This window comes from Rhizobium sp. K33, from assembly GCF_056501445.1.
The window spans coordinates 1,886,084-1,911,632 of sequence record NZ_CP096478.1 but is presented as its reverse complement, the minus strand read 5'-3'; the positions used below and the strand labels follow the sequence as shown (position 1 = coordinate 1,911,632).

The 25,549-nt window shown below is 59.8% G+C and carries 24 protein-coding genes; 16 read left to right on the top strand and 8 right to left on the bottom strand.

The genetic code is table 11. The features are described 5' to 3' along the window. The 7 genes from M1E12_RS09490 (at position 1) to M1E12_RS09460 (ending at position 11,530) form a co-directional block, all read left to right on the top strand. Positions 1–444 (top strand): hypothetical protein, encoded by a 444-nt coding sequence (locus tag M1E12_RS09490; RefSeq protein WP_479564513.1) that lies wholly within the window; start codon positions 1–3, stop codon positions 442–444. Next, positions 445–1,113 carry a phage connector family protein gene (locus M1E12_RS09485; RefSeq protein WP_479564512.1) on the top strand — a complete coding sequence of 223 codons (669 nt, stop codon included), beginning with the start codon at positions 445–447 and terminating at the stop codon, positions 1,111–1,113. Further along, positions 1,113–3,800, top strand: coding sequence for a phage tail protein (locus M1E12_RS09480; RefSeq protein WP_479564511.1), 2,688 nt, complete (start codon positions 1,113–1,115; stop codon positions 3,798–3,800). The genes M1E12_RS09485 and M1E12_RS09480 overlap by 1 nt, the downstream gene beginning before the upstream one ends. After that, positions 3,793–4,158 (top strand): hypothetical protein, encoded by a 366-nt coding sequence (locus M1E12_RS09475; protein WP_479564510.1) that lies wholly within the window; start codon positions 3,793–3,795, stop codon positions 4,156–4,158. Before M1E12_RS09480 ends, M1E12_RS09475 begins: the two co-directional genes overlap by 8 nt. Continuing rightward, positions 4,146–4,673 (top strand): hypothetical protein, encoded by a 528-nt coding sequence (locus tag M1E12_RS09470; protein ID WP_479564509.1) that lies wholly within the window; start codon positions 4,146–4,148, stop codon positions 4,671–4,673. Before M1E12_RS09475 ends, M1E12_RS09470 begins: the two co-directional genes overlap by 13 nt. A 114-nt stretch (positions 4,674–4,787) precedes the next feature. Next, positions 4,788–7,304 (top strand): hypothetical protein, encoded by a 2,517-nt coding sequence (locus M1E12_RS09465; protein ID WP_479564508.1) that lies wholly within the window; start codon positions 4,788–4,790, stop codon positions 7,302–7,304. After that, positions 7,304–11,530: a hypothetical protein gene (locus tag M1E12_RS09460; protein WP_479564507.1), complete on the top strand. Its 4,227-nt coding sequence runs from the start codon at positions 7,304–7,306 to the stop codon at positions 11,528–11,530. The genes M1E12_RS09465 and M1E12_RS09460 overlap by 1 nt, the downstream gene beginning before the upstream one ends. Here the strand turns inward: M1E12_RS09460 and M1E12_RS09455 are convergent. Further along, entirely contained in the window at positions 11,527–11,829 is a 303-nt protein-coding gene (locus M1E12_RS09455) for a hypothetical protein (RefSeq protein ID WP_479564506.1), read from the bottom strand. The genes M1E12_RS09460 and M1E12_RS09455 overlap by 4 nt on opposite strands. Before the next feature lie 87 nt (positions 11,830–11,916). On the opposite strand from M1E12_RS09455, the gene M1E12_RS09450 reads away from it, so the two are divergent. From M1E12_RS09450 to M1E12_RS09440, 3 genes are read left to right on the top strand one after another with little or no spacing between them, the layout of a single operon-like run. Further along, entirely contained in the window at positions 11,917–13,227 is a 1,311-nt protein-coding gene (locus tag M1E12_RS09450; RefSeq protein ID WP_479564505.1) for a hypothetical protein, read from the top strand. Next, the gene (locus tag M1E12_RS09445; protein WP_479564504.1) at positions 13,224–13,706 is read left to right on the top strand and encodes a hypothetical protein; all 483 of its coding nucleotides are present in this window, start codon (positions 13,224–13,226) and stop codon (positions 13,704–13,706) included. Before M1E12_RS09450 ends, M1E12_RS09445 begins: the two co-directional genes overlap by 4 nt. 16 nt (positions 13,707–13,722) lie before the next feature. Next, entirely contained in the window at positions 13,723–14,049 is a 327-nt protein-coding gene (locus M1E12_RS09440; protein ID WP_479564503.1) for a hypothetical protein, read from the top strand. On the opposite strand, the gene M1E12_RS09435 is transcribed toward M1E12_RS09440, so the two are convergent. Further along, entirely contained in the window at positions 14,046–14,498 is a 453-nt protein-coding gene (locus tag M1E12_RS09435) for a hypothetical protein (RefSeq protein WP_479564502.1), read from the bottom strand. The genes M1E12_RS09440 and M1E12_RS09435 overlap by 4 nt on opposite strands. A gap of 328 nt (positions 14,499–14,826) precedes the next feature. On the opposite strand from M1E12_RS09435, the gene M1E12_RS09430 reads away from it, so the two are divergent. Next, positions 14,827–15,648: a glycoside hydrolase family 19 protein gene (locus M1E12_RS09430; protein WP_479564501.1), complete on the top strand. Its 822-nt coding sequence runs from the start codon at positions 14,827–14,829 to the stop codon at positions 15,646–15,648. After that, a complete protein-coding gene (locus M1E12_RS09425) occupies positions 15,645–15,857 on the top strand; it encodes a hypothetical protein (RefSeq protein WP_479564500.1) in 213 nt (70 codons plus the stop codon). The genes M1E12_RS09430 and M1E12_RS09425 overlap by 4 nt, the downstream gene beginning before the upstream one ends. A 4-nt stretch (positions 15,858–15,861) precedes the next feature. Here the strand turns inward: M1E12_RS09425 and M1E12_RS09420 are convergent, their stop codons facing one another. Next, positions 15,862–16,143: a hypothetical protein gene (locus M1E12_RS09420; RefSeq protein WP_479564499.1), complete on the bottom strand. Its 282-nt coding sequence runs from the start codon at positions 16,141–16,143 to the stop codon at positions 15,862–15,864. A gap of 173 nt (positions 16,144–16,316) precedes the next feature. On the opposite strand from M1E12_RS09420, the gene M1E12_RS09415 reads away from it, so the two are divergent. Next, the gene (locus M1E12_RS09415; protein ID WP_479564498.1) at positions 16,317–16,670 is read left to right on the top strand and encodes a hypothetical protein; all 354 of its coding nucleotides are present in this window, start codon (positions 16,317–16,319) and stop codon (positions 16,668–16,670) included. A gap of 16 nt (positions 16,671–16,686) precedes the next feature. Here M1E12_RS09415 and M1E12_RS09410 read toward each other — a convergent pair whose 3' ends face one another. From M1E12_RS09410 to M1E12_RS09390, 5 genes are all read right to left on the bottom strand, one after another. Beyond that, positions 16,687–16,902: a helix-turn-helix domain-containing protein gene (locus tag M1E12_RS09410; RefSeq protein ID WP_479564497.1), complete on the bottom strand. Its 216-nt coding sequence runs from the start codon at positions 16,900–16,902 to the stop codon at positions 16,687–16,689. A 263-nt stretch (positions 16,903–17,165) separates the two neighbouring features. Continuing rightward, positions 17,166–18,395 (bottom strand): tyrosine-type recombinase/integrase, encoded by a 1,230-nt coding sequence (locus M1E12_RS09405; protein WP_479564496.1) that lies wholly within the window; start codon positions 18,393–18,395, stop codon positions 17,166–17,168. 505 nt (positions 18,396–18,900) lie between these two features. Then, positions 18,901–19,692: a heme ABC transporter ATP-binding protein gene (locus tag M1E12_RS09400; protein WP_479564495.1), complete on the bottom strand. Its 792-nt coding sequence runs from the start codon at positions 19,690–19,692 to the stop codon at positions 18,901–18,903. Beyond that, complete coding sequence (locus M1E12_RS09395; protein WP_479564865.1) at positions 19,692–20,762, bottom strand: FecCD family ABC transporter permease; 1,071 nt, start codon at positions 20,760–20,762, stop codon at positions 19,692–19,694. Before M1E12_RS09395 ends, M1E12_RS09400 begins: the two co-directional genes overlap by 1 nt. A 20-nt stretch (positions 20,763–20,782) precedes the next feature. Beyond that, positions 20,783–21,661, bottom strand: a complete 879-nt coding sequence (locus tag M1E12_RS09390; RefSeq protein ID WP_479564494.1) for a heme/hemin ABC transporter substrate-binding protein — start codon at positions 21,659–21,661, stop codon at positions 20,783–20,785. A 245-nt stretch (positions 21,662–21,906) separates the two neighbouring features. Here M1E12_RS09390 and hmuQ point away from each other — a divergent pair, with 245 nt between their 5' ends. From hmuQ to M1E12_RS09375, 3 genes are all read left to right on the top strand, one after another. Next, a complete protein-coding gene (gene hmuQ, locus M1E12_RS09385) occupies positions 21,907–22,251 on the top strand; it encodes a heme-degrading protein HmuQ (protein WP_113460920.1) in 345 nt (114 codons plus the stop codon). 7 nt (positions 22,252–22,258) lie between these two features. Next, on the top strand, positions 22,259–22,777 hold the full coding sequence (gene hutX, locus M1E12_RS09380; RefSeq protein WP_479564864.1) for a heme utilization cystosolic carrier protein HutX: 519 nt from the start codon (positions 22,259–22,261) through the stop codon (positions 22,775–22,777). Between the two features lie 120 nt (positions 22,778–22,897). Then, positions 22,898–25,507 carry a DUF3772 domain-containing protein gene (locus tag M1E12_RS09375; RefSeq protein WP_479564493.1) on the top strand — a complete coding sequence of 870 codons (2,610 nt, stop codon included), beginning with the start codon at positions 22,898–22,900 and terminating at the stop codon, positions 25,505–25,507. Positions 25,508–25,549: the final 42 nt, after the last annotated feature.

Here is a 25,549-nt window from a genome sequence, read left to right as displayed (position 1 = left end):
ATGACTTCCAAAGCTGTAAAGCTGGTGGGCGCTCAACGTTTTGGGCAGGCTGATTACATGATCGGCCGTTGCGCTGCGATGGTTCCCGCTGAAACCACCCTCGAAGATGTCACGCATCCCGAGTATTTCTCCAATCACCTCGGCGTCTTCCGCACCGGAATGACAATCGATGTCCTCTCCGACGACCACAAGCTTGACTGCACGTTGCGCGTTCTGTCGGTCACGAAGACCACGGCAAAGGTTCGCGTGATCCGTCTCTATGACGACGCTGCCGCGCCTGCGGTCAAGGAAGGGGAAATCTCCGCTCCTGTCGTTAGCTTCGGTGGACCCGCTCACAAGTGGCGCTTCATCCATAACGGAGACATCATCCAAACCGGCTTTGAAACCAAGGACGCTGCCGACAAGGCGGCTGCCAAATATTTCGAGCTGATGAAGGGCGAATAAATGGCCGACAAGTTGCAGATCTGGAAGCAGGCTCTGGTTCACCTGGAGAAAGCGACCATTACCACACTGACTGATGACGTTGAGGCTGTTTACACCTTCGGCGCCGCCTGGTCTGGCGTGGTCGAGGAAGCTTTCAACGCGGGGGACTGGAACTTTGCCAAGGTGACGGCAGCAATCGACGTGAACGATGCTGTCACCCCTTCGCCGGGGTGGCAGTACACGCTTGACTACCCCGATGACTGGCTGCGCACCATTGCCGTCTCCGATAGAGCGGACTTCCGCACTCCGTTCCTGGAGTACCGGGACGAAGGCGGCTATCTCTTCGCCAACACCAACGCGCTTTATCTCCGCTATATCAGCACTGCCAAGATGGCAGACGACCAGATTTCGAACTGGCCGACGTTGTTCTGGCGCTATGTCGCGCTGAAGCTTGCGTTTGATACCTGCGGCCGACTGACTGCCGGCGACACGCTGGAGCAGAAGATTGAAAAGCGCATGGAAAAGGCGCTGCGCCAAGCAAAGAGCGTCGATGCCCGCAACGAGAACAACAAGGTTCTAAACCCCGGTTCCTGGATCATGTCGCGCTACGGTGGCGGCATTGGCCGCGGTACGGGCGAGGGCGGCTCCATCATTGGCGGGGAAATCACGCTTGGCGAGGGTGATGTCTGATGCCTAGTGTCAATGCACCGCTCTATTCGCTGAACGGTGGTGAGGTAGGCGAGGAGGCGCTTTCCCGGCTGGACCTGGAAAGGATGCAGTTCGCCGGCGAGCTCTACTCCAACGTCCTGCCGCGGATCTCTGGCGCGATGACCTTGCGGCCTGGTCTTGAGCACATCGCTGATATCGATCTGGGCGGTGTCCTGCTGTTGGAATATTCCTATTCCGGGACTGATGGCGCGGTTCTGGTGCCTGTTCTTTCTGATGGGGAACTGCGCGTCCTGAAAGATGGCGCTTTTGTTTCTCGGGTGGCTGTCTCTACGGCTATCACCAACGGCGACTTTAGCTCGTTTACGGGCTGGACGAACGCCAGCGGCTCGGGTGCCTCGGCTGCAGTTTCAAGCGGCAACCTTGTGCTGACCGGTACGACGCAGGCGAGGGCGGAAGCGCGGCAGACAATCACTGTTGCGTCTGGCGACCAAGACAAAGAGCATGGGCTTCGGGTTAAGGTTGTTCGCGGTCCCGTTGTTGTTCGTCTTGGGTCAACATCGGGCGGCGATGACCTCATTCAGCAACGGGTTCTTGAAGACGGCGACCACTCCCTTGCTTTCACTCCTGGCGCTGCATCTGTCTATCTTCAATTGCGCACTGATGTCCCGCGGCAAGTGCTGGTCAATAGCTGCACGATCGACGCGGCTGGAACGCTCGTCATTGAGGCACCGTGGACTGGCGACGATGTGCGCCGTTTGATCCGCTACAAGCAGAACATTGATAAGCTCTACGTCGCTTCGCGGGTTTATCAGCAGCGTGAGATCCTTCACTTTGGAGACACGAGCTGGGGCGTTCAGCGGTGCAAGGTCGGCAATGGCCCCTTCATCACTTCCGACGGTATGGTTTCGCTATGGCCTGACGTTTACACCGGCAACGGCACTCTGAGCGCTAGTCGCGCTTATTTCGAACCCGGCATGGTCGGGCGCGTGTTTCGCCTGGTGCAAAACGGACAGACTATCAACGAGAATTTCACTTCGGCACCTGCTCAAGGTGGTTATATCCGGGTTGCCGGCGTGGGTGGTGATCGGTGGTTCAGTGTTAGCATCAGCGGCTCATGGACCGGGACAGTGGTGCTGCAGGAGGCGCTTGATAGCGGCGGCGCTCCGGGTTCATGGTCTAACGTATCTGGCGAGAGCTACACCAACGCCAACGTCAGCAAGGTCTACGAAGACACCGACAATAACACGATCAAATATTTTCGGTTTGTCTGCACTTCCTACGGTGGTGGAACGATAGCCACCACACTTGCCTACGCTGGCGGAAGCTCTACCGGAACTTGCCGCATGACGGGCTACCTCAACAACGCCCAGGCGAACATTGAGGTTCTTTCGCGCTTCTCCAACATCGGCATTACGTCAAACACCTTCACATGGGACTATTCCACATGGTCGGATTTTGACGGCTGGCCGTGGGCGGTCGAGACGTTCGGCGGGCGCCTGTATTGGGGCAAGCGAGACTTCATCCACGGCTCCGTCCCTGACGAGTACCTAAATTTTGACGATACGGTGGAGGGTGACAGCGCCCCTATCTATCGCTCGATCGGCACGGGAACGGATCGCGGCATTCTATGGCTGCTTGGGCTTCAGCGTCTGATTGCTGGCACGGACAACGCAGAGATTTCGGTGAAGTCTTCAAGCTTTGACGAACCGCTGACTGCCGCAAGCTGGTTCCCTGTAGAAGGGTCAACTCAAGGCAGTTACGACATGCGGGCCGTGAAATGCGACAAGGACGGGATCTTTGTCCAAAGCTCGGGCCTTGGGGTCTTTGCGCTAGTTCCAGAAGCAGGAACGCTAGACTACGGCGCTATGGACCTGACGCAGATGCACGAGAACATTTTCGGCGGTTCTCCGGTTGTCAGTATAGCCGTGCAGCGCCGGCCTGATACTGTCGTCTGGTTCGTTCTGGAGAACGGCGAAGCGCGGGCGCTGACCTATCGTCCATCGGAGAAGGTCATTGCCTGGTCCCGCGTTTTGACGGATGGCGATTTCAAGGGCGTGATAGCCTGCCGCGGTTCTGGGCAGGATAACGTCTATTTCGCTGTCGTGCGCGATGGGACGCAACGCCTGGAGCGTTTGGCGGATCTCGTTGACTGCAAGGGTGGCGACCTCAACTGCTTGGCTGACGGCTTTACGCGGTTCACTGCGACGGCGGGGCAGGCGACGTTTTCTGTTCCGCACCTGGACGGGCTAGACGTTACTGTGTGGGCGGATGGCGTGGCGGTTCACGATCAAGGCGACCTCTACACGGTTTCAGGCGGAAACGTCGTCATTGAGGCTCGAGACGAAGGGGCGCGGGTCGTTATCGGCCTACCCTATGCCGGACGATGGAAGTCCACCAAGCTTGCATACGGTGCGGCTGGTGGCACCGCCCTATTCCAGAAAAAGCGGGTTTCGCAGCTCGGGATGTATCTGGTGAACACCATGCTTGACGGCCTGCGGGTCGGAAACTCCTTCGACACGCTGCGGCGCTTCACCACGACGAAGGGCGACAAGCCTATCCCGGCGAACCACCTCTATACGTCATTCGACGCCGACATGATGTCCGTCTCCAGCGATTGGGACACGGACAGCCGTGTGTGCATCGAGGCTCGCTCGCCTTACCCCTTCACTGCGGCCTCTCTCGTCATGGATGCAAAGACGAATGGCTGACATCCGTCCGGCGGATGAAATCGACTTTGCCCGCTTCTTTCGCGGCGTACAGCCTACATCTTCGCTTGTGGCTAAGGCGCTTTGGCGACGGCGCATCATCGTGGGTTTCGGTGGCGCCCTGGAAACGGCTGATAGCGAATGGTTGGGCTTCCTTGAACTGCCGGCAGAGGCGCGGAAGCCTCACCTATACCGGCATGTGAAGCAGGTTCTTGAAGAACTGAAAGGGCGGGGGGCTCGCGTCGTCAAGACGTGGTGCGACGAAGATATCCCACGCGCAAAAGAGATGATGCAGAAGCTCGGCTTTGAGCCGACTGACGAAGAGATTGACGGAAAGGTGGTTTGGCAATGGGTGCTTTGACGCCAATCCTAGGCATCGTTGGCATGGGGCTGCAGGTTGTTGGCACCATGCAGGCGGCTGAAGGTGCGCGGGAAGAGGGCCGCGAACAGAAGCGGCGCTTTGAATACGAGCAGAAGGTGAGGGAGCAGCAGGCAGACGAAGCCGTGGCATCCTCTCAGCGTGACGCCATCGAGCGCGGGAGAGAGGGACGTTATCTCTTGTCCCAGCAGCAGGCCGCTATTGCTGCTTCGGGTGGAAGCCTGGAAGATCCGTCTGTCATCAAAATCATGGACGAGACCAGGGATCGGGTCGGCTATGCCGTCGATTCTGAGATGTTCAAGGGCGAGCAGCAGAAACGCGGTTACAAGGATGCTGCAGAGGTTGCCGGTTATGACGCGCAAGCCGCAATGCGGGCCGCGAAGATGAAGGCGAACGGGATCCTCATCTCCGGTTTCTCCTCGATGTTCAGCCGGTTTGGACAGTCTAACATGGGCGCGGGTCAAACCGCGTCGAGCGTTCCCCTGCCTTACGGGTGATGAAAGCATATGGTTGATATCCCTACAGCACGAAACGTCGGCTATGCAGGAACGCGCTCGGGGCGGGTTGCTCCTAGCGGTCCCACGCCTATGGTTGGCGCTGCTATGCAGGACATGGGCCAGTCGATCGTTCAAGCTGGCTACAACCTGCAGGAGCTGGCAGAGCGTGAGCGCATCGATCGGAAGAACAACCGATCCAATGAGGTTTCGACGGAACTGACGCGCTTCATGGATGCTGAAGAGAAGCGGTTCCTTGATGAGCAGGCCAAGTCGTCGGAAAGCGGTATTGGCTTCACTCGGCAGTTCATGGAAGGCTACCAGCAACGAGCCGACGAATTCGCGAAGCAGCACCTTGGAGGGCTTTCTCCAGATGCTCAGACAGGATACCTGAATAACATCCTGTCTCGTGGCAACTCGCTCTATGAGAAGGCCAACGCCTACGAGAACCAGACGAAGGCTGCATATTACGACCGCTCAACGAACCAGTCTCTCGGCACGTACCGGACGCAGATCCAGAACAATGCTGCTGATTTCGAGACGCTGAAGCGGCAGGGCCTGGACGCCATCAACGCTACCAACATGCCGGAACCCTGGAAGGCTGAGCGTCGGGCCGAGTGGGAAGCGGACGCGGCCGAAAGCAAGTGGCGGTGGAAGTTCCAGCAGAACCCGCAGGAAGCTATCGGCGCGATCCGTGGGCAGGCGCCTGGAACGCTTGTTGACAAGATTGTTGGCGTTGAAAGTGGCGGGGTCGCTACGGCGAAGAACCCCAATTCCTCGGCCACCGGTGGCGGTCAGTTCATTGCCTCTACCTGGATGGATATGGTCAAGCGCCGCCGTCCGGATCTCCTAGAGGGTCGCTCTACGGCTGAAGTCCTGGCGCTTCGGAACGACATGGCGCTGTCCCGTGAGATGGTCGGCTATCTCGCTGAAGAGAACGGGCAGTTCCTGCGGAACCAAGGTCTTCAGACGACAGACGGCAATCTGTACCTTGCTCACTTCCTCGGGCCGCGTGGTGCCGTTCAAGTGCTTAAGGCAGATCCTACCACGCCAGTTGCTAACATCGTCGGACAGGATGCGGTCAATGCGAACCCGTTCCTGAAGGGCAAGACGGCGGCTGATGTCGTTGCCTGGTCTGACAAGAAGATGGGAGGCGCTGGGATAAGCACGGCCACGGCCGGCGCTCCGGATCCTGACTTCCAGTCGATCCCTTATGAGCGGCGTGAACAGCTCGCGGCATGGGGTGAGACCGAGTATTCCCAGCAGGTGACAAAGCAGCGGGCGGCGGTAAAGGATAGTTACGCGCTGCAGATTGCTACCCAGCCGGAACGGGTGCGTGAAGGCGTGATCCTCCAAGACTCGACGCTTGACGACGGCGACAAGGCAACGCTGGTGACTTCGCTACGCACGGCGATGAAGGAAACGGCTGGTGTCAATGCCATGATTTCCGCAATGGCGTCGGGCAACGTCTCCGTGAACCCGTTCGACAGCGAACAGACGAAGGTTGCTGACAAGGCCTATGACAAGCTGGCCGGTTCTGCTGCTGATGATGCTGAGCGGCAGGCCATCACGGCGGATTATGTTTCCCGCACAAGCTATATCCCGAAGCCTGTTGTTGCTGAGCTTCGCCGCGGTGCGGCTGGCAACGATGCGCAACTGATGGCGCAATCAATGGAAGCTGCGCTTGTCCTGGAACAGCGGGCGCCCGCGTCGTTCCGTGCCTTTGAGGGCTCTGAAACGGTGCGGAACAAGATGGATCTCTACCGCACTTATACGCGGGACATGGGCTATTCGCCTGATGAGGCTGCAAAGAAGCTCGTGCAGATGAACGATCCTGCCAACCAGGCGCAACGTGAAAGCCTTCTCAAGTCAAAGACCGTGAAAGACGAGCTGGACAAGATCGATGCCAGCACGGTTTCGGCCTCTTTTGACACGAGCTGGGGCGGGCTGTCGCGTAATCCGAAGCTTGGGCCTAATCCGGCTGCAGAGGCTGCTATGGTGGCGGAGTACAGGTCTATTCTGCAGGAAGCTCTTGTTGACACGCAGGGCGACATGGTTGCGGCACGGAAGCAGGCAAACATCCGCTTCCAACGCAGCTACGGCGTCTCGAACTTCTCCACGATGGGCAACAATACCGTCGTCAAGAACCCACCTGAGAAGGCTTATCCGCCTGGGCCTGACGGGACGCATGACTACATCAGCGAACAGCTTTCCGAAGCGATGGCGGAGCAAGGCATCACGTCCAGCCGCTACTTCCTCAATCCTGACATTGAGACTGAACGGGATATACGCGCCGGCCGGCAACCTTCCTATGTCGTCTTCTACGAGGACGAGGATGGAATCATTCAGCGGTTTAATGCTCCTTTCGTGGCGGATGTTGGCGTAGCGCAAGAGCGAGCCAAGGCGAAGAAGGCGGAAGAGCTTCGCCAGTCTGAACAGCGAATGATGGAAAACCGATCGGACAGGGTTCGTGAGGGTGACACTGTGGGGCAGGCTCTGGAAACCACTGTTGGCCCTGACTGGATGAAAGCACGGGCCGCTGAAACGGCAATCGAGAAAGAGCGCATGGAACAGAATGCACCATCGGAAGCGCCGCGGGCTGCTCCTCGCATTGGCGGTGAGGGTGGCTGGTAATGCCGCTGCTGCTCGATCGCCCGCGAGACTACATCACACTACAGGAGCCGGAAACGGTCGGCGTCTCGGAACACGACGCTCCAGATCCGTCATTCCTGGACACGCTCTCGGCTGCCTACAGGCAAGAGAACATCATTGGCTCGGCCTTCACCAAGGCGCGGATCAACGCTGCTGCCGGCGACGTGGGTGCGGTCGATCCGCAATATAATGTCTACCAAGACTCGGATATGAAATCCTACCTGGACGAAGATCCCACGCTTGGCGAGGACATTTTCAGCAAGACTGCTGCGGACGCTCGGCGGGCTCAGATCGATCAGGAGCGGAGGGACCGGCAAACGCTTGAGGCGAGCGGGTGGACCGGCGTCGGCCTGGCTATGGGCGCGAGCATTACGGACTTGCCCACGCTGCTGCCTGGCGGGACGCTCTATCGTGCCGGCCGGATCGGCTTTTCGGCTCTGCGTTCGAGTGCTGCTGTTGGCTTGGCGGCTGGTGCGGGTGCTGCGGTTCAGGAGGCTGGGCTTCAGGCCACACAGGAAACCCGCTCCTTGCAAACATCTGCTCTAACTGTGGGCGGGTCTGTACTGCTTGGCGGTATCTTGGGTGGGGCCGCTTCTCGTTTCTTCTCGGCCTCGGAATGGGGTCGGGTGAGCAAGCAACTTGAAGCGGATCTTGCGGAGGAGGTTCCGGACCCTGCCGCGGTGACTGATACCATTGTCAAGCGGATGCAGTCTGCGGGCGCGTCGGCAGTTGATGAGCTTGACCTTTCGGACCTTGGCATTGGGGGTGGCCGCGCTGCCGAATTGGTGGCGCGAGCTACGGCAGCAGCAAGAATCAATCCTGGTGTCCAGACGATGCTCTCGCCTTCGGTGAAGGTGCGCGAAACCTACGGTCGGCTTGTGGATAACCCGATCTACACCACCATGAACATGGAAGGCCGCTCTCTGGGCGCTGACGTTGAAAACGCCGTCAAGCTCTATGAGCGCGGCGCGGTGGGTGAGTGGATCTCAGCTTCGCGTGATCTGTACAGGCAGGCTCGGAAACAGGGCTATGTCGGCTCGCGAACGGAGTTCTATCAGGCTGTCGCTCGTGCCGGTCGGCGTGGCGATGTAGATCCTGGCGGCAACATCCATGTGACTCAGGCGGCGCAAAAGGCCCGTGAGATGGTCTTTAACCCGCTGCTGGAGCGGGCGAAGCAGCTAGAGCTTCTGCCTGAAGATGTAAAGACCACAACGGCTGCAAGCTACGTGACGCGCCTGTGGAACCGTCAACGCCTGATTGGTGAGGAAGAGCGTTTCCGGCAAATTGCCCGGCGCTATTTCGAGCAGGAACTTGACCGGGCTCTAATCCGGCAGGAAGAAAAGCAGCTCGGGAACAAGATTGTTCAATCTATGGCGATTGATGACCGCTTCGCCCGCGCCTTCGATCGGCTGCAGAATGTAGAAGAGCGGCTTATGAAGCGGGCGAAGGTTCGCTCTGGCAAGCTCTCTCGAGTGCAGGCAGAAGAGGCGAGGCGCTTCGACTACCTGGCCGATCGGGCGCCTCGTGCCGTAGTCGAGGCTCTACGGGAAGCGGATCAGAACCAGTCCGTCATGACACTCATCCGTGAAAGCCGGAAGGCTATGGCGTCTCGTCCAGCGAAATATCCGGTCCTGGGCATCCTGCGGCGTCGTGGTGGCGTTCGGATCGGCTCCCCTCTTTATGCTGAGCTGCAGCGCATGGGCGTGACCAACAAGACCTATCCTGGGATCTTCCGGAATGAGGGTGGCCGCGGTGCTGCGGATAACATCGTTGCCCGTGATTTCGATATTTTCGAGTCTGCACCGATTGATGCAAACGGCTACGTTGACCAGAACTATATCCTGGAAGCCATTCGCCAAGAGCTGGCCGGCGCTCCGGTTCGCACGTCTGACGACATGACGCAGGCCGCGAACGATGAAGCAATGATTGAAGCCGCAACGGCCTGGCTGAAGAGCGTAGGCATTAGCGAGAATGCAACGATCAAGCAGGTTCGCGAACGGATCTCTGAAGTTCTGCGCGGTGAAAAGGGCCTTGATGACGCGGACATGCGGATTGCGGACCTGAACCGTGAGATTGACGAGTTCGACGCGGCGACCGATGCGCTGCGCAATGAACAGGTTATCTCCAAGGCTGAAGCTGATAACGTGGCGAAAGAGCTGCGATCCCTTGAGGACGAAATCAACGCCTCTGCGGATCTCGCCAAGTCCTCTCCGGTAATCAAGCGCATGGTGGACTATGCCAAGGCTCGGCGCGACTTCGGAAAGGCTCGATATGAGCAGGTAAGGGCGAACAATCGCCTTGAGGCTCTGCGCCTGGTTGACGCTGAAGGGCGCCTTACCCGCGAAATGGAACTAGAAATGATCCGCCTGGAGCGCGAGCTGGGCGAAATTGACCAGCGGGTGGCAAAGGCACGGGCACATTCGGACAAGCTGAAGCCCATGCTTCCGAAGCAGCGCGAAGAAATCCCCGACTTCATCGGGCCGGAAGACCGCGCTGACTACATTGAAGAAATTGTTACATCAGTGTTCAACAACCTGACGGGCCGGGGGCAGGGCGATATTCCGGAATGGATCGTTCCGGTTACTCGTGGGCCGCTGAAAGAGCGCACGTTCAACATCCCCGACGAGATGGTTGAAGACTTCCTGGAAAACGACATGGAGCTGGTGCTTCGCCGCTATGCTCGCACGATGGGCGCGGAAGTGGAGCTTGCACAGCGTTTCGGCCGTGCTGACATGCGGGACCAGTTCGAGGAAATAACCCGTGAATATGAAGGGCTACGCAAGGCGGCAAAGACGGATCAGGAGCGCGCGAAGCTGGCCGACGCTGAGCAGCGGGACATCAAGAACCTTTCTGCCTTCCGGGACATGATCCGCGGCACCTATCGCGCTGCTGAAGAGGGCAGCTCCTGGAGCCGGATTAGTCGCGGCGCCCTGACCTGGAACTATCTGCGGCTGATGGGTGGCGTCACTCTCACAAGCATGACGGACGCTGCAAACATCCTCGGAAAGTTCGGGATGCGGGCGATGTTATCGGATGCACTGCCGGCGCTCGTGCGCGGGACGAAGGCTGCGAAGATTGCAAGGCAGGATGCGCGGGACTTGGGCGTGGTGACGGAAAGGGTGCTGCAGTCGCGGCTTGCCTCTCTGGCGGATCTTCAAGACCCATACCGCTACGGCTCCACCTATGAGCGGATGCTATCGAACGCCTCCAACGCCTTCACCAAGGCAACCGGCCTCGGCCTCTGGAACGACACGTTACGCACTGTCGTTGCGGTCATGACGCAGAACCGCTTGCTACGTAACATAGTTAAAGCCTCAGAGGATCAGTCTATCAATGCGGTCGCTCGGGCTGGCGGTGCTGGCACGGTTCCCGTCAACTTCGTAAAGGCGAACTATGGCCGAATCGACAAAGCGGAAGCGGCCTATATGGCAATGCTCGGCATTGACGAGACGATGGCACAGCGGATTGCAAACCAGTTCCGCAAGTGGGGCGTCGAGGAAGAGGGCATTTTCGGTGCTAACGCCTCGGCCTGGGACGATGACGTGGCGCGGCGGGCGTGGGCTGCAGCTCTGAACAAGGATGCTGACCGTACCGTCATCATCAAGGGCGTGGCTGATAACCCGCTGTGGATGAAAACGAACGTGGGCAAGCTGCTTTTCCAGTTCAAGAGCTTTGCCCTGGCTGCGCACCAACGCATTCTGATTGCCGGTCTTCAGGAGCGGCCGCACCGTCTGGCGGAAATGCTCGTCTTCTCAACCGGCCTTGGGATGCTCGTCAGCTATCTGAAGTACGTCGAGCGCGGGAATTTTGAAGACGCTGAAAAGCTGACGGAGAACCTTGGTCTCTGGCTGGCGAACGGCCTTGATCGATCGGGCATCCTCTCCATCCCGTTTGAGATTTCCAACACGGCGGAAAAAATGGGCCTGCCTGGCATTGTCACGGCTGCGCAAGCGATTGCTGGCGACGAGGACCGTAGCGGCGGGGCATCGCGTTACGCCAGCCGCGGGAAGTTCGGGGCTCTGGCTGGCCCTACTGTCGGCGCGTTCGAGGATCTAGCGGAAATCCTTCGCCAGACCGTTGACGGCGACATCAAGGCATCTGGAGCGAACGCGGCCATTCGGCAGATCCCTGGCGGGACGCTGCCGGGGATACGGCCGGCGCTCCACTTCGGGGCTAAGCCGCTGCTGGTCGATGCGGTGGAAGACTAGGCGCGGCTGCGCCTGGCGGAAATCAGCCGCGCAACGCCGGCGGCAACAAGAGCGATGATGCTATTCGCCACGAGTCCTAGAGCTGATCTGACGGCGAACTGAGCGGCATCAAGCGGCATCATCAGAAGCTCTGAGATGATGAATGTCATCAAGAGCGCGATTACTACCAGGACAGCAGCGAGCGGCAACAGCCTGCGACCAGGTGAGTAGGTCTTCCAAATAAAGAACACGCCGAGGGCCACTGCCACTATGCGGAGTGGGTCGATCGTCTGCGCGATCAGTAGAGCAAGAAATACCATGTCTGTCTCCGGTCAGGAGCAGATTCAATCTCAAAATCAATGATCCAGCAAGCCCCTCCGTGGGCCCCATTCGCATGAGGTAAAGAAATGGCAGTCGATTTTGACGACAGCGAACATTACGGGATTTTCGTCACGAACCCAAAGCTGACGAGTTCCAGCGGCAAGTTCGTGCGGATGTCTGAGTTGACGCTTGCTGCTCTCCGTGCGGCTGGCGTGTTCAGCAACCTCGAAGACGGCACGTCCGCGCCAGCAACGGACAAGCTCTGGCTCGACAAGAACACCGATCCAGCCGTTCTCAAGGAATGGGATTCCACCGGCTCATCCTGGGTGCCGATGACCTATGATCGGCTGTTTCGGCAGTCGGCTGTCGATAACCTGACGGTCACGGGCGGCACGGCCGACGCGGTTGTCGTCTCTGAGCCGGAAGGCTTCAGGTCTAACCGGCTTTACCTCATCACGCCTTCTTCGACCAACACGGGCGCAACCACAATCCAGGTTGCCGGAGTTGGCACGTATGACGTGAAGTACGGGAACGCCTCTGACATTGCCCCTGGCGAGTTCACTGCAGCCCGTCAGGCGGTTCTCTACTTCACCGGCACGAGGTTTGAGGTTGTCTTTCCTGTTGGCGACCTGAACGCAGCTGTTACAGAGGCGCAAGGGTATGCCGCGGCCGCTTCCGGATCTGCGACAGCTGCTAACAACTCCGCAGCGGCCGCGGCACAGTCTGCGGCAGAGGCGGAGCAGGCAGCAGTCGGCGAGCTGGTAACGAAGAGCGCCAATTACACAGCTGTTGCGGGAGACGTTAATACACACATTCGGTTTACGGGGGTATACACACTTTCGCTCACGGCAGCCGCAACGCTCGGCGCAAATTGGAAGTGTTTCGTTCAGGCAGACGGCGGCGATGTCGTGATTGATCCGAACGGTTCAGAGACCATCAACGGCAGCTCGACACTGACCGTCGCCAATGGGACGTATGTCGTTCTCTGGTGCAACGGCACGGCCTTCTATGCGGCGGGGATCGCGAACGGCTCCCTCACAAATGCCAAGCTCGCCAATATGGCACAAGGTACGGTCAAGGGGCGGGCATCTGGTGCTGGAACAGGAGCCCCCACGGATCTGTCCGCATCCGAACTGTTCACGATTATCAGCTCTCTGGTCACGCCAAAACCTCAGCTGGCATCAGGCGTCGGTCAGGTCGTTGCGTGGGGCACCCCTACGAGCGGCGGATATAGCGCCCCCCTCGGCGGCACTTGGTTGGTCATATGGGCAGGTTACGTCGCAGCAACCGGCGTATGGGGGGCGGGCATCAATGCGACAATCGTAGCGGGCGGTGGGGTGGCGCAGAACGGACAATCCGGGATGGTCTGGACCGGTGTTTCTTGGAGGATCGCATGATTACTCTTCAGTATCGCAGGGCAGATGGGACGTTTGTCGCTATGGTGGACGGCCTGCCGTATCACATCACGGAAACGGATGCACGTTTCGCCGAAGCAGCTGCGGCGGCGCAAGCTATGGGGGATGCGCTGCCGTTCGAGCCGGAGCCGGAGCCGGTTGATCCTGATCCTTTGCCAGTCGGGAACACGCGCCGCGAACGAGCATGTGCCCTTTGCGTCTCGGTCAACGACGGCGTGGTGGATGACATGAAGGGCGTTTTCAATGTCCTCGGCATCTTCCGCATGGATATGGGCTCTTACATGGCTTTGCTCGGGGAGCCGATCGACGTGACAGATGAGCTGGTCGTGGTTCCCAACAACGGCATCAGCGTCTCCCTCTCCGAACGTGGCGAGGACTATTTCTTTATCGAGGTGAAGGACCACGCGGGCGGGACGCTCATTGATCCTCCTTCGTTCGGCTTCACGCTTTACTCGTTCTAACCAAGGAAAAAGGGACATGCCAGAAATGACAAAGGTTGTATTCGAGCAGGAAATCAACGGCGTGACTGAGCCGCGCATCTGGGCCGCTGTATCGGGCGCAGAGGGATTGCTGATCCACCGCCTTTTCCCCAACGAGATCCCGCCCAACGGTACGGCAAAAAAGTTCTGGGTCTGGAACACCATTACTCCGAACCCTGGCGTTAACTTCAGTCTCTCGCTCGTGGGGGCTCTTGAGGCTCAAGAGACGTGGCCGCAGACGCAGGCCATCATCAATGCCTTCAAGGCGAACCCGCACACACAGCCTTACGAGGTGATCATCGATCTACCCGAGGAGGAAGGTTAGCTTTCTTTGCTCACCGCTGCAGTGCGCCGGTCGTCTTTATCTCTGGACTCTGCATGTGTGGAGAATCCGCCAATCTCGGCCTGTGTAATGACGCCATGAGAGGTGGCTGCAGTTGCGCTTGCTCTGCCCGCCTTGCTTACGCGCGCAACAATCCGGCCTGTGTCGCTGTCCCAACCCGTAGAGTAGTATGCTTCACTGAGGTGGACACGTGGAGAAGACGCTTGCTCGTCTGAACTAGACTGTTGCTCTTTTAAGATAGCTTGGTGCAGTAGACTTTTTAGCGCTACCGTCTCTGCCTCAAGTCTATTTAGCTCTTCCGTGTGATGATCTGCCTGCACCTCTGTGACCTTAGCAGACGGACGAAGCAGATAACCATGCACTCCAACTGCAGCCAAACCCAAGGCCATCAGTGCAATGGGGAGTCCAAAATAGAAGAAGCTGACGGTCATTGTTCAAGCCTTCCGAGGACGATGTGCGCCATATAATGTAGCGCTAGAAAAGCCAGAATCCAAATCCCTACGGAAATTGTCGTCCCAGCCTGAGTTTCGGGAGCCACAGTCGGCGCGTGTGCTGCGGCGAAGGGTGTCAGGAAGCCGGTGATCAAGCAAGCGGTAGAAACTCGATCTAGAGCGTTCGCCAAGAGCTTTGTGCGCTCAATTGTTGCTAAGTCCATACCCGCTGCCTTGCCCACAATCTTTAGGAGCGCGCTTGCGCGTCTCCTCTCAGCCGGTGCGTAGCGCGTAACCCTCCTCCTAATCAAGTTCTTGGAGAAACATCATGAACAGAACCGCATTCTATGCGGCGCTGCGCCGTCGCGATTCCGGAGTTTTCGGAACGTCTCTCTCTCAGGGGCAGGTTGACGGGACGGAGCGCATAATCAACGAGGCGGTCAAGCGCGGGACTCTGCGAAACCATCTCGCCTATGCGCTCTCGACCACCTATCACGAGACGGGGCACTCAATGCAGCCGGTCATTGAGACGCGGCAGCTAAGCGAGCGCAAGAACCCGTCCGTTGATACCGCTATCGCTCGCCTGGAAAGCTCATGGAAGCGCGGCCGGATGCCGTGGGTTCGATCGGCTTACTGGCGCAAGGATAGCGCCGGCAAGTCCTGGCTGGGCCGCGGCCTCGCGCAGATCACCCATAAGGTCAACTATGAGAAGATGTCCGAAGCCCTCGGCGTGGATCTCGTGGCTGATCCTGACAAGGCGCTTGACCCTGAGATTGCGGTTCAGATCCTCTTTGAAGGAATGGAGCTGGGCTCCTTCACTGGCAAGGGGTTCAACGACTTCATTGACGAGCTTGACGAGTCCGACGCGCTAGACCGTGCCGAATACAAGGCGGCTCGGAAAATCATCAACGGGACCGACAAGGCGGATCTGATTGCTGGCTACGCCGTGGCCTTTGAGCGGGCGCTGGTTGCCGCCGGCTATCCACTCAAACCTGATCCCTTAGAAGCTCCCCGCGAAACCTTAGAACCTGCTCCCAAAGTATCGGCTCCCAAGCCCGCGACGATCGAACGGCAGCCGGTGAAAAGCGGAAACTGGCTCGCGTCCCTGTTCGCGGCCATCCTCTCGGCAATGAAAGGACGAAAGGCATGACTGGCCCTATTACCCGAATCCTCCTGCGCATCATTGCTGGCGTCCTCATGGGGTACATGGTGCCGCGTGAAGTTGTGCAGGAGCTAATGACCAATCCCGACGTTGAAACGCTGATGACGGCGCTGGTTGACGCCTCTCTAGGCCTGATCATGTGGACCGCAACGGAAGTCTATTACGCCGTTGCAAAGCGCCTCGGGTGGAAGACGTAGCATGTCAGGCCTGCTCGATCTTCCAAAGCTGGCGGCAAGCGCAGCGCTTGGCTTCCTTGCCTGCTACCTCCTCGCCTCCCTGTGGTGGATTCCGGCTGCTCGATCCGACGAGCGCGAAGCCGCAAAGCTGGCGGCAGCTCATGCCGCCCTTGAACGCATCGAAACAATGGAGAAGAACAATGCAGACTTCCTTGCTCTGCCGGATCGCGAGCGTTGCCTTAGCTTCATGCGCGATAGTGGGCTGCCAGAAGACAGCTGCGACGAGCGGTAGCGGATACCAGTTCATCAAGTTCACCAACGCCGCTGCGGCTGTGGCCGCCTCTCAGGATCCGACTGCCGGGCCTGCCATTTCAAGCAACAACCAGCAGTGCCGCCGGGACTCGGCCTGCCGGAAGTGAACTATCCAATACGCATGAGCATTGAAAGGGCGGGGATTTGACCGATAAGGGACCCGAAGTTATGCGCGCGCCAGCATGGAAATTCGAATTCAATCTGAACACCATAGTCATGTTGGCCGGTTTCGTTGGCGGGTTCATGACGTGGGGTGCGACGTGGAACGAGCTACAGAATCGCTCGGAAGCAAACGCTATCGGGATCGAACGTCTCGACAAGCGCCTGACTGCCGTTGAGGCATCAATGCGTGTTCTAGACACTCAGGAGCTCCGCCTGAAGGCTGTTGAGAAGCAGTCAAGCGATGCGTCCGTTTCCATGCGCTCTCTCGAAACCACGCTCAATGCCTTGGGCACGGATATCCGGGTTGTGAAAGAAATCCTGCAAAGGCTTGAAAATGGAAACAGGCAAAACCAGCCCTAAGGCGAGGCGCCAAGCTTTACCAGTCTTTCAAGCCTCTAGGCTCTGCCTCACTCCTTTCCCCTAGTTCGTACTGTTCAACGTCCTCTCGCCTAATCCGTAGAAGCTTCCCACCCAGTCTGAAACTTCGGATCTCCCCACGATCGATCATGTTTCGGACGTGTCGCTCTGAACAGTGCCATCGCTCCGCCAACGTTCGAGGCGTAAACGCTTTGCTTTGTGCTTCATCGTTCATCGGTGCCGCCCCCGGCCTAGCTTCTCTCTGTCCTTTGCTCGCTCAAGCGCCCTCCAGGCTGCAGCGACATCGCTCGAAACTGGTTTGGGCGCTACAGGTGGCTTCGTCGCCTCAAGAAGAGTAGCAACATCCTCGTGCCTCATGACCATCCTGTTACCTAAGATGCTGCATGCTCCCAGCTTCCTAGCTAGTTGGCGGACCTTACGAGGCGACCAGCCGAAATGCTTGGCCACTTCCTCCGGGGTAAATATGTCTGGCAGCATTTATCGGCTCACAAGACTGGTGACGTAGCCTGCCCAACTGGCCAGTGCATCTCTCTTCTCTTCAGCATACTCATACCGATTGTAGACGCGGGCAACCCCTTTGATCGTCCCGCTCTGGTGGTTCAGCACAGCCTCAACCACATGAACCGGAACGCCTAGACGGGCCATGCCGCTGGCCGCTGTCCGTCTCAAGTCGTGCAGCGTCCACGGCTCTATAATCACTTCGTCCGGTTCCTCTCCTTTCTCCTCTGCCTCCTTCCTCGCTATTTCCTTCATGTCAGCGTCTATCGCTGCCTTGCCCCTGGAAAAGCCGCTGATGGGCGTCTCGCCCGTCGTAGTCAGCAGGTATTCGCTTTTCACGTCCGGGATCTCTTTCATCGTCTCCAGCACGAGCCCCGATAGCGGAACGTAATGCTCCTTCTTGTTCTTCGATCGGTGGTCCGGGATCTTCCAAAGCTGGTCATTGCCGGCGGTGTCAAACTCGCTGCGCTTTGCCTCGGCAACCTCAGCTCGACGTTGGCCCGTGAGGAGCAGGAGCTTTGCCAACGTGCCGAACGGCCATCCCTGCTTATCGCAGGCCTTCCACAGCCAGCGGATCTCCTCATCTGTAAGGATGCGAAAGCGGGTCTTTTCCTGCCCTGGCGCCTGGATCTTTTTTTGCATAGGCGAGACTTCGATGATGTCCCGCTCTGCGCACCAGGCGAAGAACTTGCGAAGCAGGGCAAGCACTCTGTTCGCAAGGATCGGCGCCCGCTCGCCCACCTCATCAATGAGCTTGATCACGTCTGCCCGCTTGATGCTGGCAATTTCCCGCTTCCCCCACTTGGGCCTGACTTCCTTGTCAATGATGCGCTTGTTTTCGCGGATCGTGTTCGGCTTGTTCTTCTTCTCGACGTGGCGCTTTATGAAGTCGTCCAGCACGTCGTCCACCAGCGTCCCGGCTTCTTTCGCCTTTCTGGCGACCTTCTCCGCTGCCGGATCTCTCCCCTCTGAGACTGTCCTTAGTGCCTTGCTCGCCTCCTCTCGTGCGGCTGCAAGGCCATATGCCGGATAGGCCCCTAGCGTGTGCTTCTTAGGCTTGCCCTCGAACCTGTAGCGGATCGCCCAGCTCATGGCTCCGGAAGGCTGGACGATGATGTAGAGCCCCGGCAACCCACCGTCCGCAATCTCCTGCCTGCTGTCCTTCGGCTTCAAGGCCTCGATCGCTTTGACGGTAAGGGCTTTGGGCATGGGCTTCCTCGGGGTAACGCTGGGGTAACAGAATTGGGTGGTCGGCGGTGAAACGTGATGGAACGTTCGCGACCTTTCATAGCGTCGGAAAGCCTTGTAGTGCAACGGGTGTGGGTGTGGATAGCGAACGGCTGCGAATGGTGGTGAAACGTGCGAATCTCTGACTCTTAATCAGCGGGTCGTAGGTTCGAGCCCTACATCACCCACCAAATTCTTCTCTCAGAACACTGAAACACGTATTTCGGACCTCTCTCCGAGGACCATTCAGCTTGTGTTTGAACATCGCGTGCTGCTCAACTGCGTCGGCCTATTAGCGTTTGCCGAGGATGTTAGCCGGGAAATCGATTGGCTGAGTCTTACGCAGCCGATAACACCCTGATCCGAACGGCGGTGTTCTCTTTATGTATCGCCCGCCGGTCGATCGTGTTCCCGTTATGTATCGGGTTTTTTGCGATATTGTGTGGCGTCACCCTGTGGATAACTGTGGACAACACCGGTAGCCGGCTCAGCGAGATGCGCTGAACCGGGATTGCGGCAGGACGTAGGGGATTGTGGCGCTGGGGACGCGTCCGACCGTGCCAGACAGGCCGTAGACATGGGCGATCGTGTCGTCGTCGATCGTCGCCTTGGGGCTTCCCTCGCGGATCAGGCGGCCATGGTGCAGGATGGCGAGATGATCGGCAAACTCCGCCGCTAGATTGAGATCGTGCAGGATTGCCAGCACGGCCCCGCCACGCCTTGCGAAATCGCGGGCGATCTCCAGGACAGAAATCTGATGGCCGATGTCGAGGCTTGCCGTGGGCTCATCGAGAAAGATGGCGCGCGGTCGGCCGTTTGCGACCGGGTCCGGCATCTGGGCGAGGACACGCGCGAGCTGCACACGCTGTTGTTCGCCGCCCGAAAGGGCATTGTAGCTGCGCCCTTCGAAGCCCAGCAGATCGACGCGGGCGAGCGCCTTTCGTGCCGCAAGATTGGGATCGCGGCTCCCCTGTGCCACGGCGCCCATACGCACCACCTCGAGCGCTGTGAAGGGGAAGGAGAGGGCGGTGGACTGCGGCAGCACGGCCCGCTCGGCCGCGAGCTCCAGAGCGCTCAGAGTAGGGATTCTACGGTCGTTGTAGTAGACGTCGCCATCGTCCGGCTTCATCTCGCCCGAGAGGGTCTTGAGCAGCGTCGATTTGCCGGCACCGTTCGGCCCGATCACCACGGTGAACTTGCCGGGTTCCAGAGAGAGGCTGATGTCTTCAATGAGATTGCGGCCGCCGCGGCGGACCGAGACGTTTTGCGCGCGGATCATCACAAGCCCTCCATGGCCTGACGGCCCTGCCGTCCGAGAAGAAGCATCAGAAAGACGGGTGCGCCCAGGATCGCCGTGATGATGCCGATCGGCAGTTCTGCCGGCGCGGCAATGGTGCGGGCAACGGTGTCTGCGAGCAGCAGCAGGGCCGCTCCGCCAAGCGCCGAGGCTGGCAGGAGAAACCGATGTGCCGGTCCGATGGCAAGGCGCAGCAGATGCGGGACGACAATGCCGATGAAGCCGATCGAACCGGCGGCGGCCACCGTTGCGCCACAGGCGGCGGCGACAGCCAGAATCGTCATCCGCTTCAGCCGCTGCACGGGCACGCCCATGTGGAAGGCGGCGGCGTCGCCCAGGATCAGGGCATCCAGTCCCCGGGCAACGAAGGGTATGATGGCGACAACGAAGAGCACGAAGGGAAGGATCGCGACGATCTTGGAGGTCGTTGCGCCACTCAGCGAACCGAGCGACCAGAAGGTGATGTCGCGCAAGGCCCGGTCATCGGCGATGAAAATCAGGAGGCCGGTCGCAGCACCCGTCATGGCGGCAATCGCAATGCCTGAGAGAATGAGAGCGGTGGTGGAGGTCTGGCCGTTGCGCGTCGCGATCGCGTAGAGGAGCAGCGTGTTGGCGAGCCCGCCGAGGAATGCCATCATCGGCAGGAACTGCTCGCCGGAGAAGGCCTGGAGCGGAAAGAGCAGGGTCGGGCCGAGAACGATCGCGATGACGGCGGCGAAAGCCGCGCCAGAGGTGACCCCGACGATGCCGGGATCTGCCAGCGGATTGCGGAAAAGGCCCTGCATCATGGCACCGGAGACGCCGAGTGCTGCGCCGATCAGCAAGCCCAAGCCTGTCCGGGGAAGCCGCACGGCTTCGAGGATGATCCGGTTCTGCGGGTCGATGGCTGCCGCATCACCCGTCAGATAGGCGATCAGATGGGGCAGGCCGACGCCGGTCGGACCGATCACGATCGACACCAGTATCGCGATGATCAGCAGAACAGCCAGCAAAGCGATGACCAGCGCGCCGAGCGCGGATCGATCTCCGTCACGTCTGCCGAAGGTGGACATCAGGGCCAGCGTGTTCACGGTCACTGTCCTTCCGGGTAAAGCATGGCATTCAGATCACGGGCGGCATCGGCAGCCCGCGGTCCCAGACCCAGGAGGTAGAGGCCGTCCATGGTGAGAAACGCCTTGTTGCGTCCGGCCGGCGTAGCAGCGAGGGCCGGAAGGGCAAAGGCCTGTTCGGCCGTCAGGTGCTGGGCGCCACCGCTCATGACGAGCACCACGTCGGGTGCTGCCGCGATCACGGCCTCATCGGTGAGCGGCTTGTAGCCGTTGATGGTCGAGACGGCATTTTCTGCGCCGGCGAGACGGATCATCGCGTCTGCCGAGCTCTGGCTGCCGGCTGCCATCACGCGGCCATTGGCGAGCGAGAGCGCGAAGAGCACCTTTTTCTTGGCACCCTGTGATGCCGCCACCTTGTCCTCGATCGCCTTGAGGCTTTCCTCGACGGACTTCGCCAGTGCCTCTGCCTTTTCCGGGCGGCCGATGGCCTCGCCGACAGCGCGGATTTTGTCCGGGATCGCCGCCGTCTCCGGCGGGGAGGGGATGCTGACAAAGGGCAGGCCGCTCGCCTTCAGGATGTTCACCGCATCGACCGGACCGGCGCCGGATTCGGCGATGATCAGATCCGGCGTCTGCGAGAGGACGCCTTCGGCCGAGATCTGCCGGACATAACCGATGTTCGGCTTCGCTGTGGCCTCCTGCGGATAGAGGCTTGTCGTGTCGACTGCGACGACCCGGTCGCCTTCGCCGAGCGCGTAGATGATTTCCGTGATCGTGCCGCCGATCGAAACGATGCGTTCGGCATCCTTGGCCGAAGCCGTCGTGGGGAGTGTGAGCGAGAGCGTCAGGGCGAAGAAGGCGGTGGAAAGCACCTGACGGCGCGACGGGCGAAGGGTCAACATGGATGCGCTCAAACCTGTGTTTCGGGCGTCTGAAGAGCGGCCAGGGTCGCCCAACAGGGTGCCGATGTGGAGATCGTCATGTCGGGCCGACAGCCCGACAATTAACTTGACTGCGATACACAAGTTTAAATAGGAAGGCAACAGAGCGAGGTCGTTCCACGCTGGCGGATTTCAGGGTAAGCTCTCTATCCGCAAGCATGTGCGACCTCGGCGAAACAGCGTCTTCCAGAGAGGGAAACTGATCCATGTACATCGCCATGAACCGTTTTCGCGTCGTCCCGGGCTTCGAAGAAGCCTTTGAAAACCAGTGGAAGGCTCGTGAGGGCCGCCTCGCAGAGATGCCGGGTTACATCGAATTCCACATGCTGAAGGGGCCGAAGGCGGACGACCACACGCTCTATGCCTCGCACACGGTCTGGGAGACACATGCCCATTTCGTCGCCTGGACCAAGTCCGAGCAGTTCCGCGCTGCCCATGCCCGTGCTGGCGAGAGCAAGGTGCAGTATCTGTCGGGTCCGCATTTCGAAGGCTTCGACGTGATCATCCACGAAGATCGCTCGGGCAAGCGCTCCGCCCCCGAAGCCGCGTGAGGCGATGATGGACACGCTGACGCAAACCAGCAGCGAAAGACGGGAACGAGCGATTGCAGCGCTCGCCGAGAAACCCGATGGCGTGATCGAGCAGATTGCTGCCAAGGCTGAGGTGACGCCCGCCGAGGTGCTTTCGGTTCTCCCCGAGGGCGCGGCCGTCGTCGTGCCGGCTCAGCAGTGGGAGCGGATCTGGACGGACTTGAGCTCGTGGGGCGAGATCCTGATGATCGTGCATACCGAGGACATCGTGCTGGAAGTCGAAGGGCGCCTCCCCGATGGCAGCGAAGGCCACGGCTGGTTCAACATCCACGGCGACAGTCCGATCGGCGGGCACATCCGCAAGGAGCGCTGTGTCTCAATCGCCTTCGTCGATCGCGGCTTCCATGGGCGCCGATCCTGCTCGGTCTGGTTCATGAATGCCGACGGCAAGGCAATGTTCAAGGTCTTCGTCCGCAGAGACAAGGAGCGCAACCTTTTGGACGAGCAGGTGGAGCGTTTCGAGACGCTGCGCGCCGCGCTGGTCTAAGAAAAATCGGTAGCCGCCGGCCCCGTGTGACCGGCGGCTCAATGCCTTTAAGCCGTTCTTTCTTTTGCCTTAAGCTCGATCTATTGTCCGCCGGATTTCATTCTCGCACTGGACATCCTCTTGATCCGCTTCCGCCCGTTTGCCCTTGTCGTTGCGCTCAGCCTGCTCTCTGCAGGTCCGTCGCTTTTCATCGGTCCGCACGAAGGCTTTGCGCAGGAAAGCGAGACGGCAACGCCGGCTCCTGCCGCGCCCGCAGCCCCGGAGGCCGCTCCCGCCCAGCCTGCGCCTGCAACCGCCGCACCCCAGCCCGCGCCGACAACTGCCGCACCCCAGCCCGCAGCAGCGCCCGCGCGGGATGAGACGATCGTCGCCGTCGAGCGCCGGATCGAGGAGGCGCGCGCGCGTCTTGCTGCCCTTCGTGATCAGGTCGAGAAGAACCTTCAGGACGACGGGCTTCTCGCTGATCTGAAGGTCAAGTCCGACGCCATGGTGCGGGAGGCGCTTGCGACCACCGTCGATCTGCGTCCGCGGATCGACGATATCCAGGCCCGCCTGACCGAGCTGGGCGAGCCGCCCGCGGAAGGGCAGCCACCGGAAAGCGCGAGCGTGGCGGAAGAACGTGCGCGGCTCAATGCGGCAAGGGCCGAGGTCAACGCGCTGACAGGGCAGGCCGAGGATCTTTCCATCGACGCCAAGGCGCTTTCCGATCGCATATCCGATACGCGGCGCGCGCTCTTTACGAGCCGCCTGTTCGAGCATACCGAGATTAATCGCAGCGTTCTGGACGAGGCCTTGCAGTCCTTTGCGGCGGATGCGGACCGGGTGCAGCGGAGTATCATGAGCTGGCTGACCTTCGTCTTCAAGTTCAAGGCGCTGCCGCTCGCCATCGCCGTCGTTCTGTCCATGGTGCTGGCTTCGCTCATTCTGTTTGCGGAATACCGGCTCTTCGGGCGCATCAACCGCCGCGATCCGACAATCGAAAACCCGTCCTATCTCAGCCGGTTTTCCGTTGCCTTCTTCTCCACGATCCTGCCGTCGCTGGCGCTCAGCTTCTTCCTTGCGTCGACCTATTTCCTGCTCGACACCTTCAATGTTCTGAGACCCGACATCGCGCCGATCGTTGCGTCCGTGTTCGGGCTGATCGGTCTTGTTTTCTTCGTCACCGCCATCTCCCGTGCCGTGATGGCGCCAGCCGCGCCGAATTGGCGGCTGGTACGGCTGTCGAACAAGGGCGCCCGCGACATCAGCATCGCCATCTTCCTGATGGCGCTGATCAATGGGCTGGACTACGTCTTGTCCGTTGTCAGCGAGACCTACAGTTCGCCGGTCGTGCTGACCGTCATGAAGAGTTTCGCGTCCTCGGTGATCGTCGGACTGCTTCTCTTCCTGGTCTCCTTCCTGCGGCCGGTGCTGGCGGAGAATGGAAACCCGGCCCAGCGGGGACGGCCTTGGCCGCGGGCAATTGCGATCACGCTGAGGGTCGTCGGTGCAGTCCTGATCCTTGCTGCCGCCATCGGCTATGTGGGGCTTGCTCGATTCCTCGCGACGCAGATCGTGCTCACGGGCGCAGTCTTTGCGACCATGTATATCGGCATCCTGTCCGGCAAGGCGATCTCGGCGCCCAATCAGTTTGGCGAGACCCGTGTGGGTCGCTTCATCGGTCGGCGCTTCCGCTTGTCGGCCGTGGGGCTGGACCAAAGCGGGATCGCGGCCGGGCTGTTCATCTACATCTTTGCGCTCGCGACAGGCCTTCCGCTGATCCTGATGTCCTGGGGCTTCCAGCCGCGCGATCTGCAGCTCTGGCTGTTCAACCTCTTCACCGAGATCAATATCGGCACGATCCGGATCTCCATCTTCGGCATCCTCGGCGGCATCCTGCTGTTTGCCGGTGGTCTGGTGGTCACGCGCTGGTTCCAGAAGTGGCTCGACGGCAATGTCATGGCGCGCAGCCATGTCGATGGCGGCGTGCGCAACTCGATCAAGACCGGCGTGGGATATCTCGGGACCGGGATTGCCGGTATCATCGGCATCTCCGCTGCCGGCATCGACCTCTCCAGCCTGGCGCTGGTCGCCGGTGCGCTCTCCCTCGGGATCGGTTTTGGCCTCCAGAACATCGTATCCAACTTCGTCTCGGGCCTCATCCTTCTAGTTGAGCGGCCGTTCAAGGTGGGCGATCACGTCATCACCGGCGTCAACGAAGGCATCGTGAAGCGCATCTCTGTGCGCGCCACAGAGATCGAGACGTTCCGCCGCCAATCGATCATCGTGCCGAACTCGGAGCTCATCAACTCGCCGCTGGGCAACTGGACGCATCGCAATCGCATGCAGCGCTCGGAGGTGCCGGTCAGCGTCGCCTACGACACCGATCCGCAGGAGGTGATGGATGTCCTGCTGGAGGTCGTGAACGAGCGGACCGACATCATGCGCAATCCGGAACCGCATGTGGAGTTTCTGCGGTTCGGCGCGTCATCGCTCGATTTCGAACTGCGTTTTCATCTCGCCGATATCGGCGATGGATTGAAGGTCAGAAACGAGGTGCGGATGGAGATCCTAAGCCGCTTCCGGGCGCGCGGGATTGTCATGCCGTATCCGCATCAGGACGTCATGCTGCATGTTCAGGATCACGATCGGCAGGCGCTGGTTCGGCGCCGGGCCCGTGAGGTGCAGAAGCGATCGGATCCGACCGAGGAATTGTCACCGGACACGGATGATGACAAACTCTTGCCATGAACGCTGCATTCAGCCGCCATTCAGGCGCAATGCGGCACAAGA

Coding starts and splice junctions, on each gene's coding strand:
- M1E12_RS09490 (WP_479564513.1), top strand. CDS start 1: ATGACTTCCAAAGCTGTAAAGCTGGTGGGCGCTCAACGTTTTGGGCAG.
- M1E12_RS09420 (WP_479564499.1), bottom strand. CDS start 16,143: ATGAACTGGTATCCGCTACCGCTCGTCGCAGCTGTCTTCTGGCAGCCC.
- M1E12_RS09445 (WP_479564504.1), top strand. CDS start 13,224: ATGATTACTCTTCAGTATCGCAGGGCAGATGGGACGTTTGTCGCTATG.
- M1E12_RS09480 (WP_479564511.1), top strand. CDS start 1,113: ATGCCTAGTGTCAATGCACCGCTCTATTCGCTGAACGGTGGTGAGGTA.
- M1E12_RS09410 (WP_479564497.1), bottom strand. CDS start 16,902: ATGAACGATGAAGCACAAAGCAAAGCGTTTACGCCTCGAACGTTGGCG.
- M1E12_RS09460 (WP_479564507.1), top strand. CDS start 7,304: ATGCCGCTGCTGCTCGATCGCCCGCGAGACTACATCACACTACAGGAG.
- M1E12_RS09395 (WP_479564865.1), bottom strand. CDS start 20,762: ATGTCCACCTTCGGCAGACGTGACGGAGATCGATCCGCGCTCGGCGCG.
- M1E12_RS09475 (WP_479564510.1), top strand. CDS start 3,793: ATGGCTGACATCCGTCCGGCGGATGAAATCGACTTTGCCCGCTTCTTT.
- M1E12_RS09455 (WP_479564506.1), bottom strand. CDS start 11,829: ATGGTATTTCTTGCTCTACTGATCGCGCAGACGATCGACCCACTCCGC.
- M1E12_RS09415 (WP_479564498.1), top strand. CDS start 16,317: ATGCGCGCGCCAGCATGGAAATTCGAATTCAATCTGAACACCATAGTC.
- M1E12_RS09470 (WP_479564509.1), top strand. CDS start 4,146: ATGGGTGCTTTGACGCCAATCCTAGGCATCGTTGGCATGGGGCTGCAG.
- M1E12_RS09390 (WP_479564494.1), bottom strand. CDS start 21,661: ATGTTGACCCTTCGCCCGTCGCGCCGTCAGGTGCTTTCCACCGCCTTC.
- M1E12_RS09450 (WP_479564505.1), top strand. CDS start 11,917: ATGGCAGTCGATTTTGACGACAGCGAACATTACGGGATTTTCGTCACG.
- hutX (WP_479564864.1), top strand. CDS start 22,259: ATGGACACGCTGACGCAAACCAGCAGCGAAAGACGGGAACGAGCGATT.
- M1E12_RS09465 (WP_479564508.1), top strand. CDS start 4,788: ATGGGCCAGTCGATCGTTCAAGCTGGCTACAACCTGCAGGAGCTGGCA.
- hmuQ (WP_113460920.1), top strand. CDS start 21,907: ATGTACATCGCCATGAACCGTTTTCGCGTCGTCCCGGGCTTCGAAGAA.
- M1E12_RS09425 (WP_479564500.1), top strand. CDS start 15,645: ATGACTGGCCCTATTACCCGAATCCTCCTGCGCATCATTGCTGGCGTC.
- M1E12_RS09435 (WP_479564502.1), bottom strand. CDS start 14,498: ATGACCGTCAGCTTCTTCTATTTTGGACTCCCCATTGCACTGATGGCC.
- M1E12_RS09405 (WP_479564496.1), bottom strand. CDS start 18,395: ATGCCCAAAGCCCTTACCGTCAAAGCGATCGAGGCCTTGAAGCCGAAG.
- M1E12_RS09440 (WP_479564503.1), top strand. CDS start 13,723: ATGCCAGAAATGACAAAGGTTGTATTCGAGCAGGAAATCAACGGCGTG.
- M1E12_RS09485 (WP_479564512.1), top strand. CDS start 445: ATGGCCGACAAGTTGCAGATCTGGAAGCAGGCTCTGGTTCACCTGGAG.
- M1E12_RS09400 (WP_479564495.1), bottom strand. CDS start 19,692: ATGATCCGCGCGCAAAACGTCTCGGTCCGCCGCGGCGGCCGCAATCTC.
- M1E12_RS09430 (WP_479564501.1), top strand. CDS start 14,827: ATGAACAGAACCGCATTCTATGCGGCGCTGCGCCGTCGCGATTCCGGA.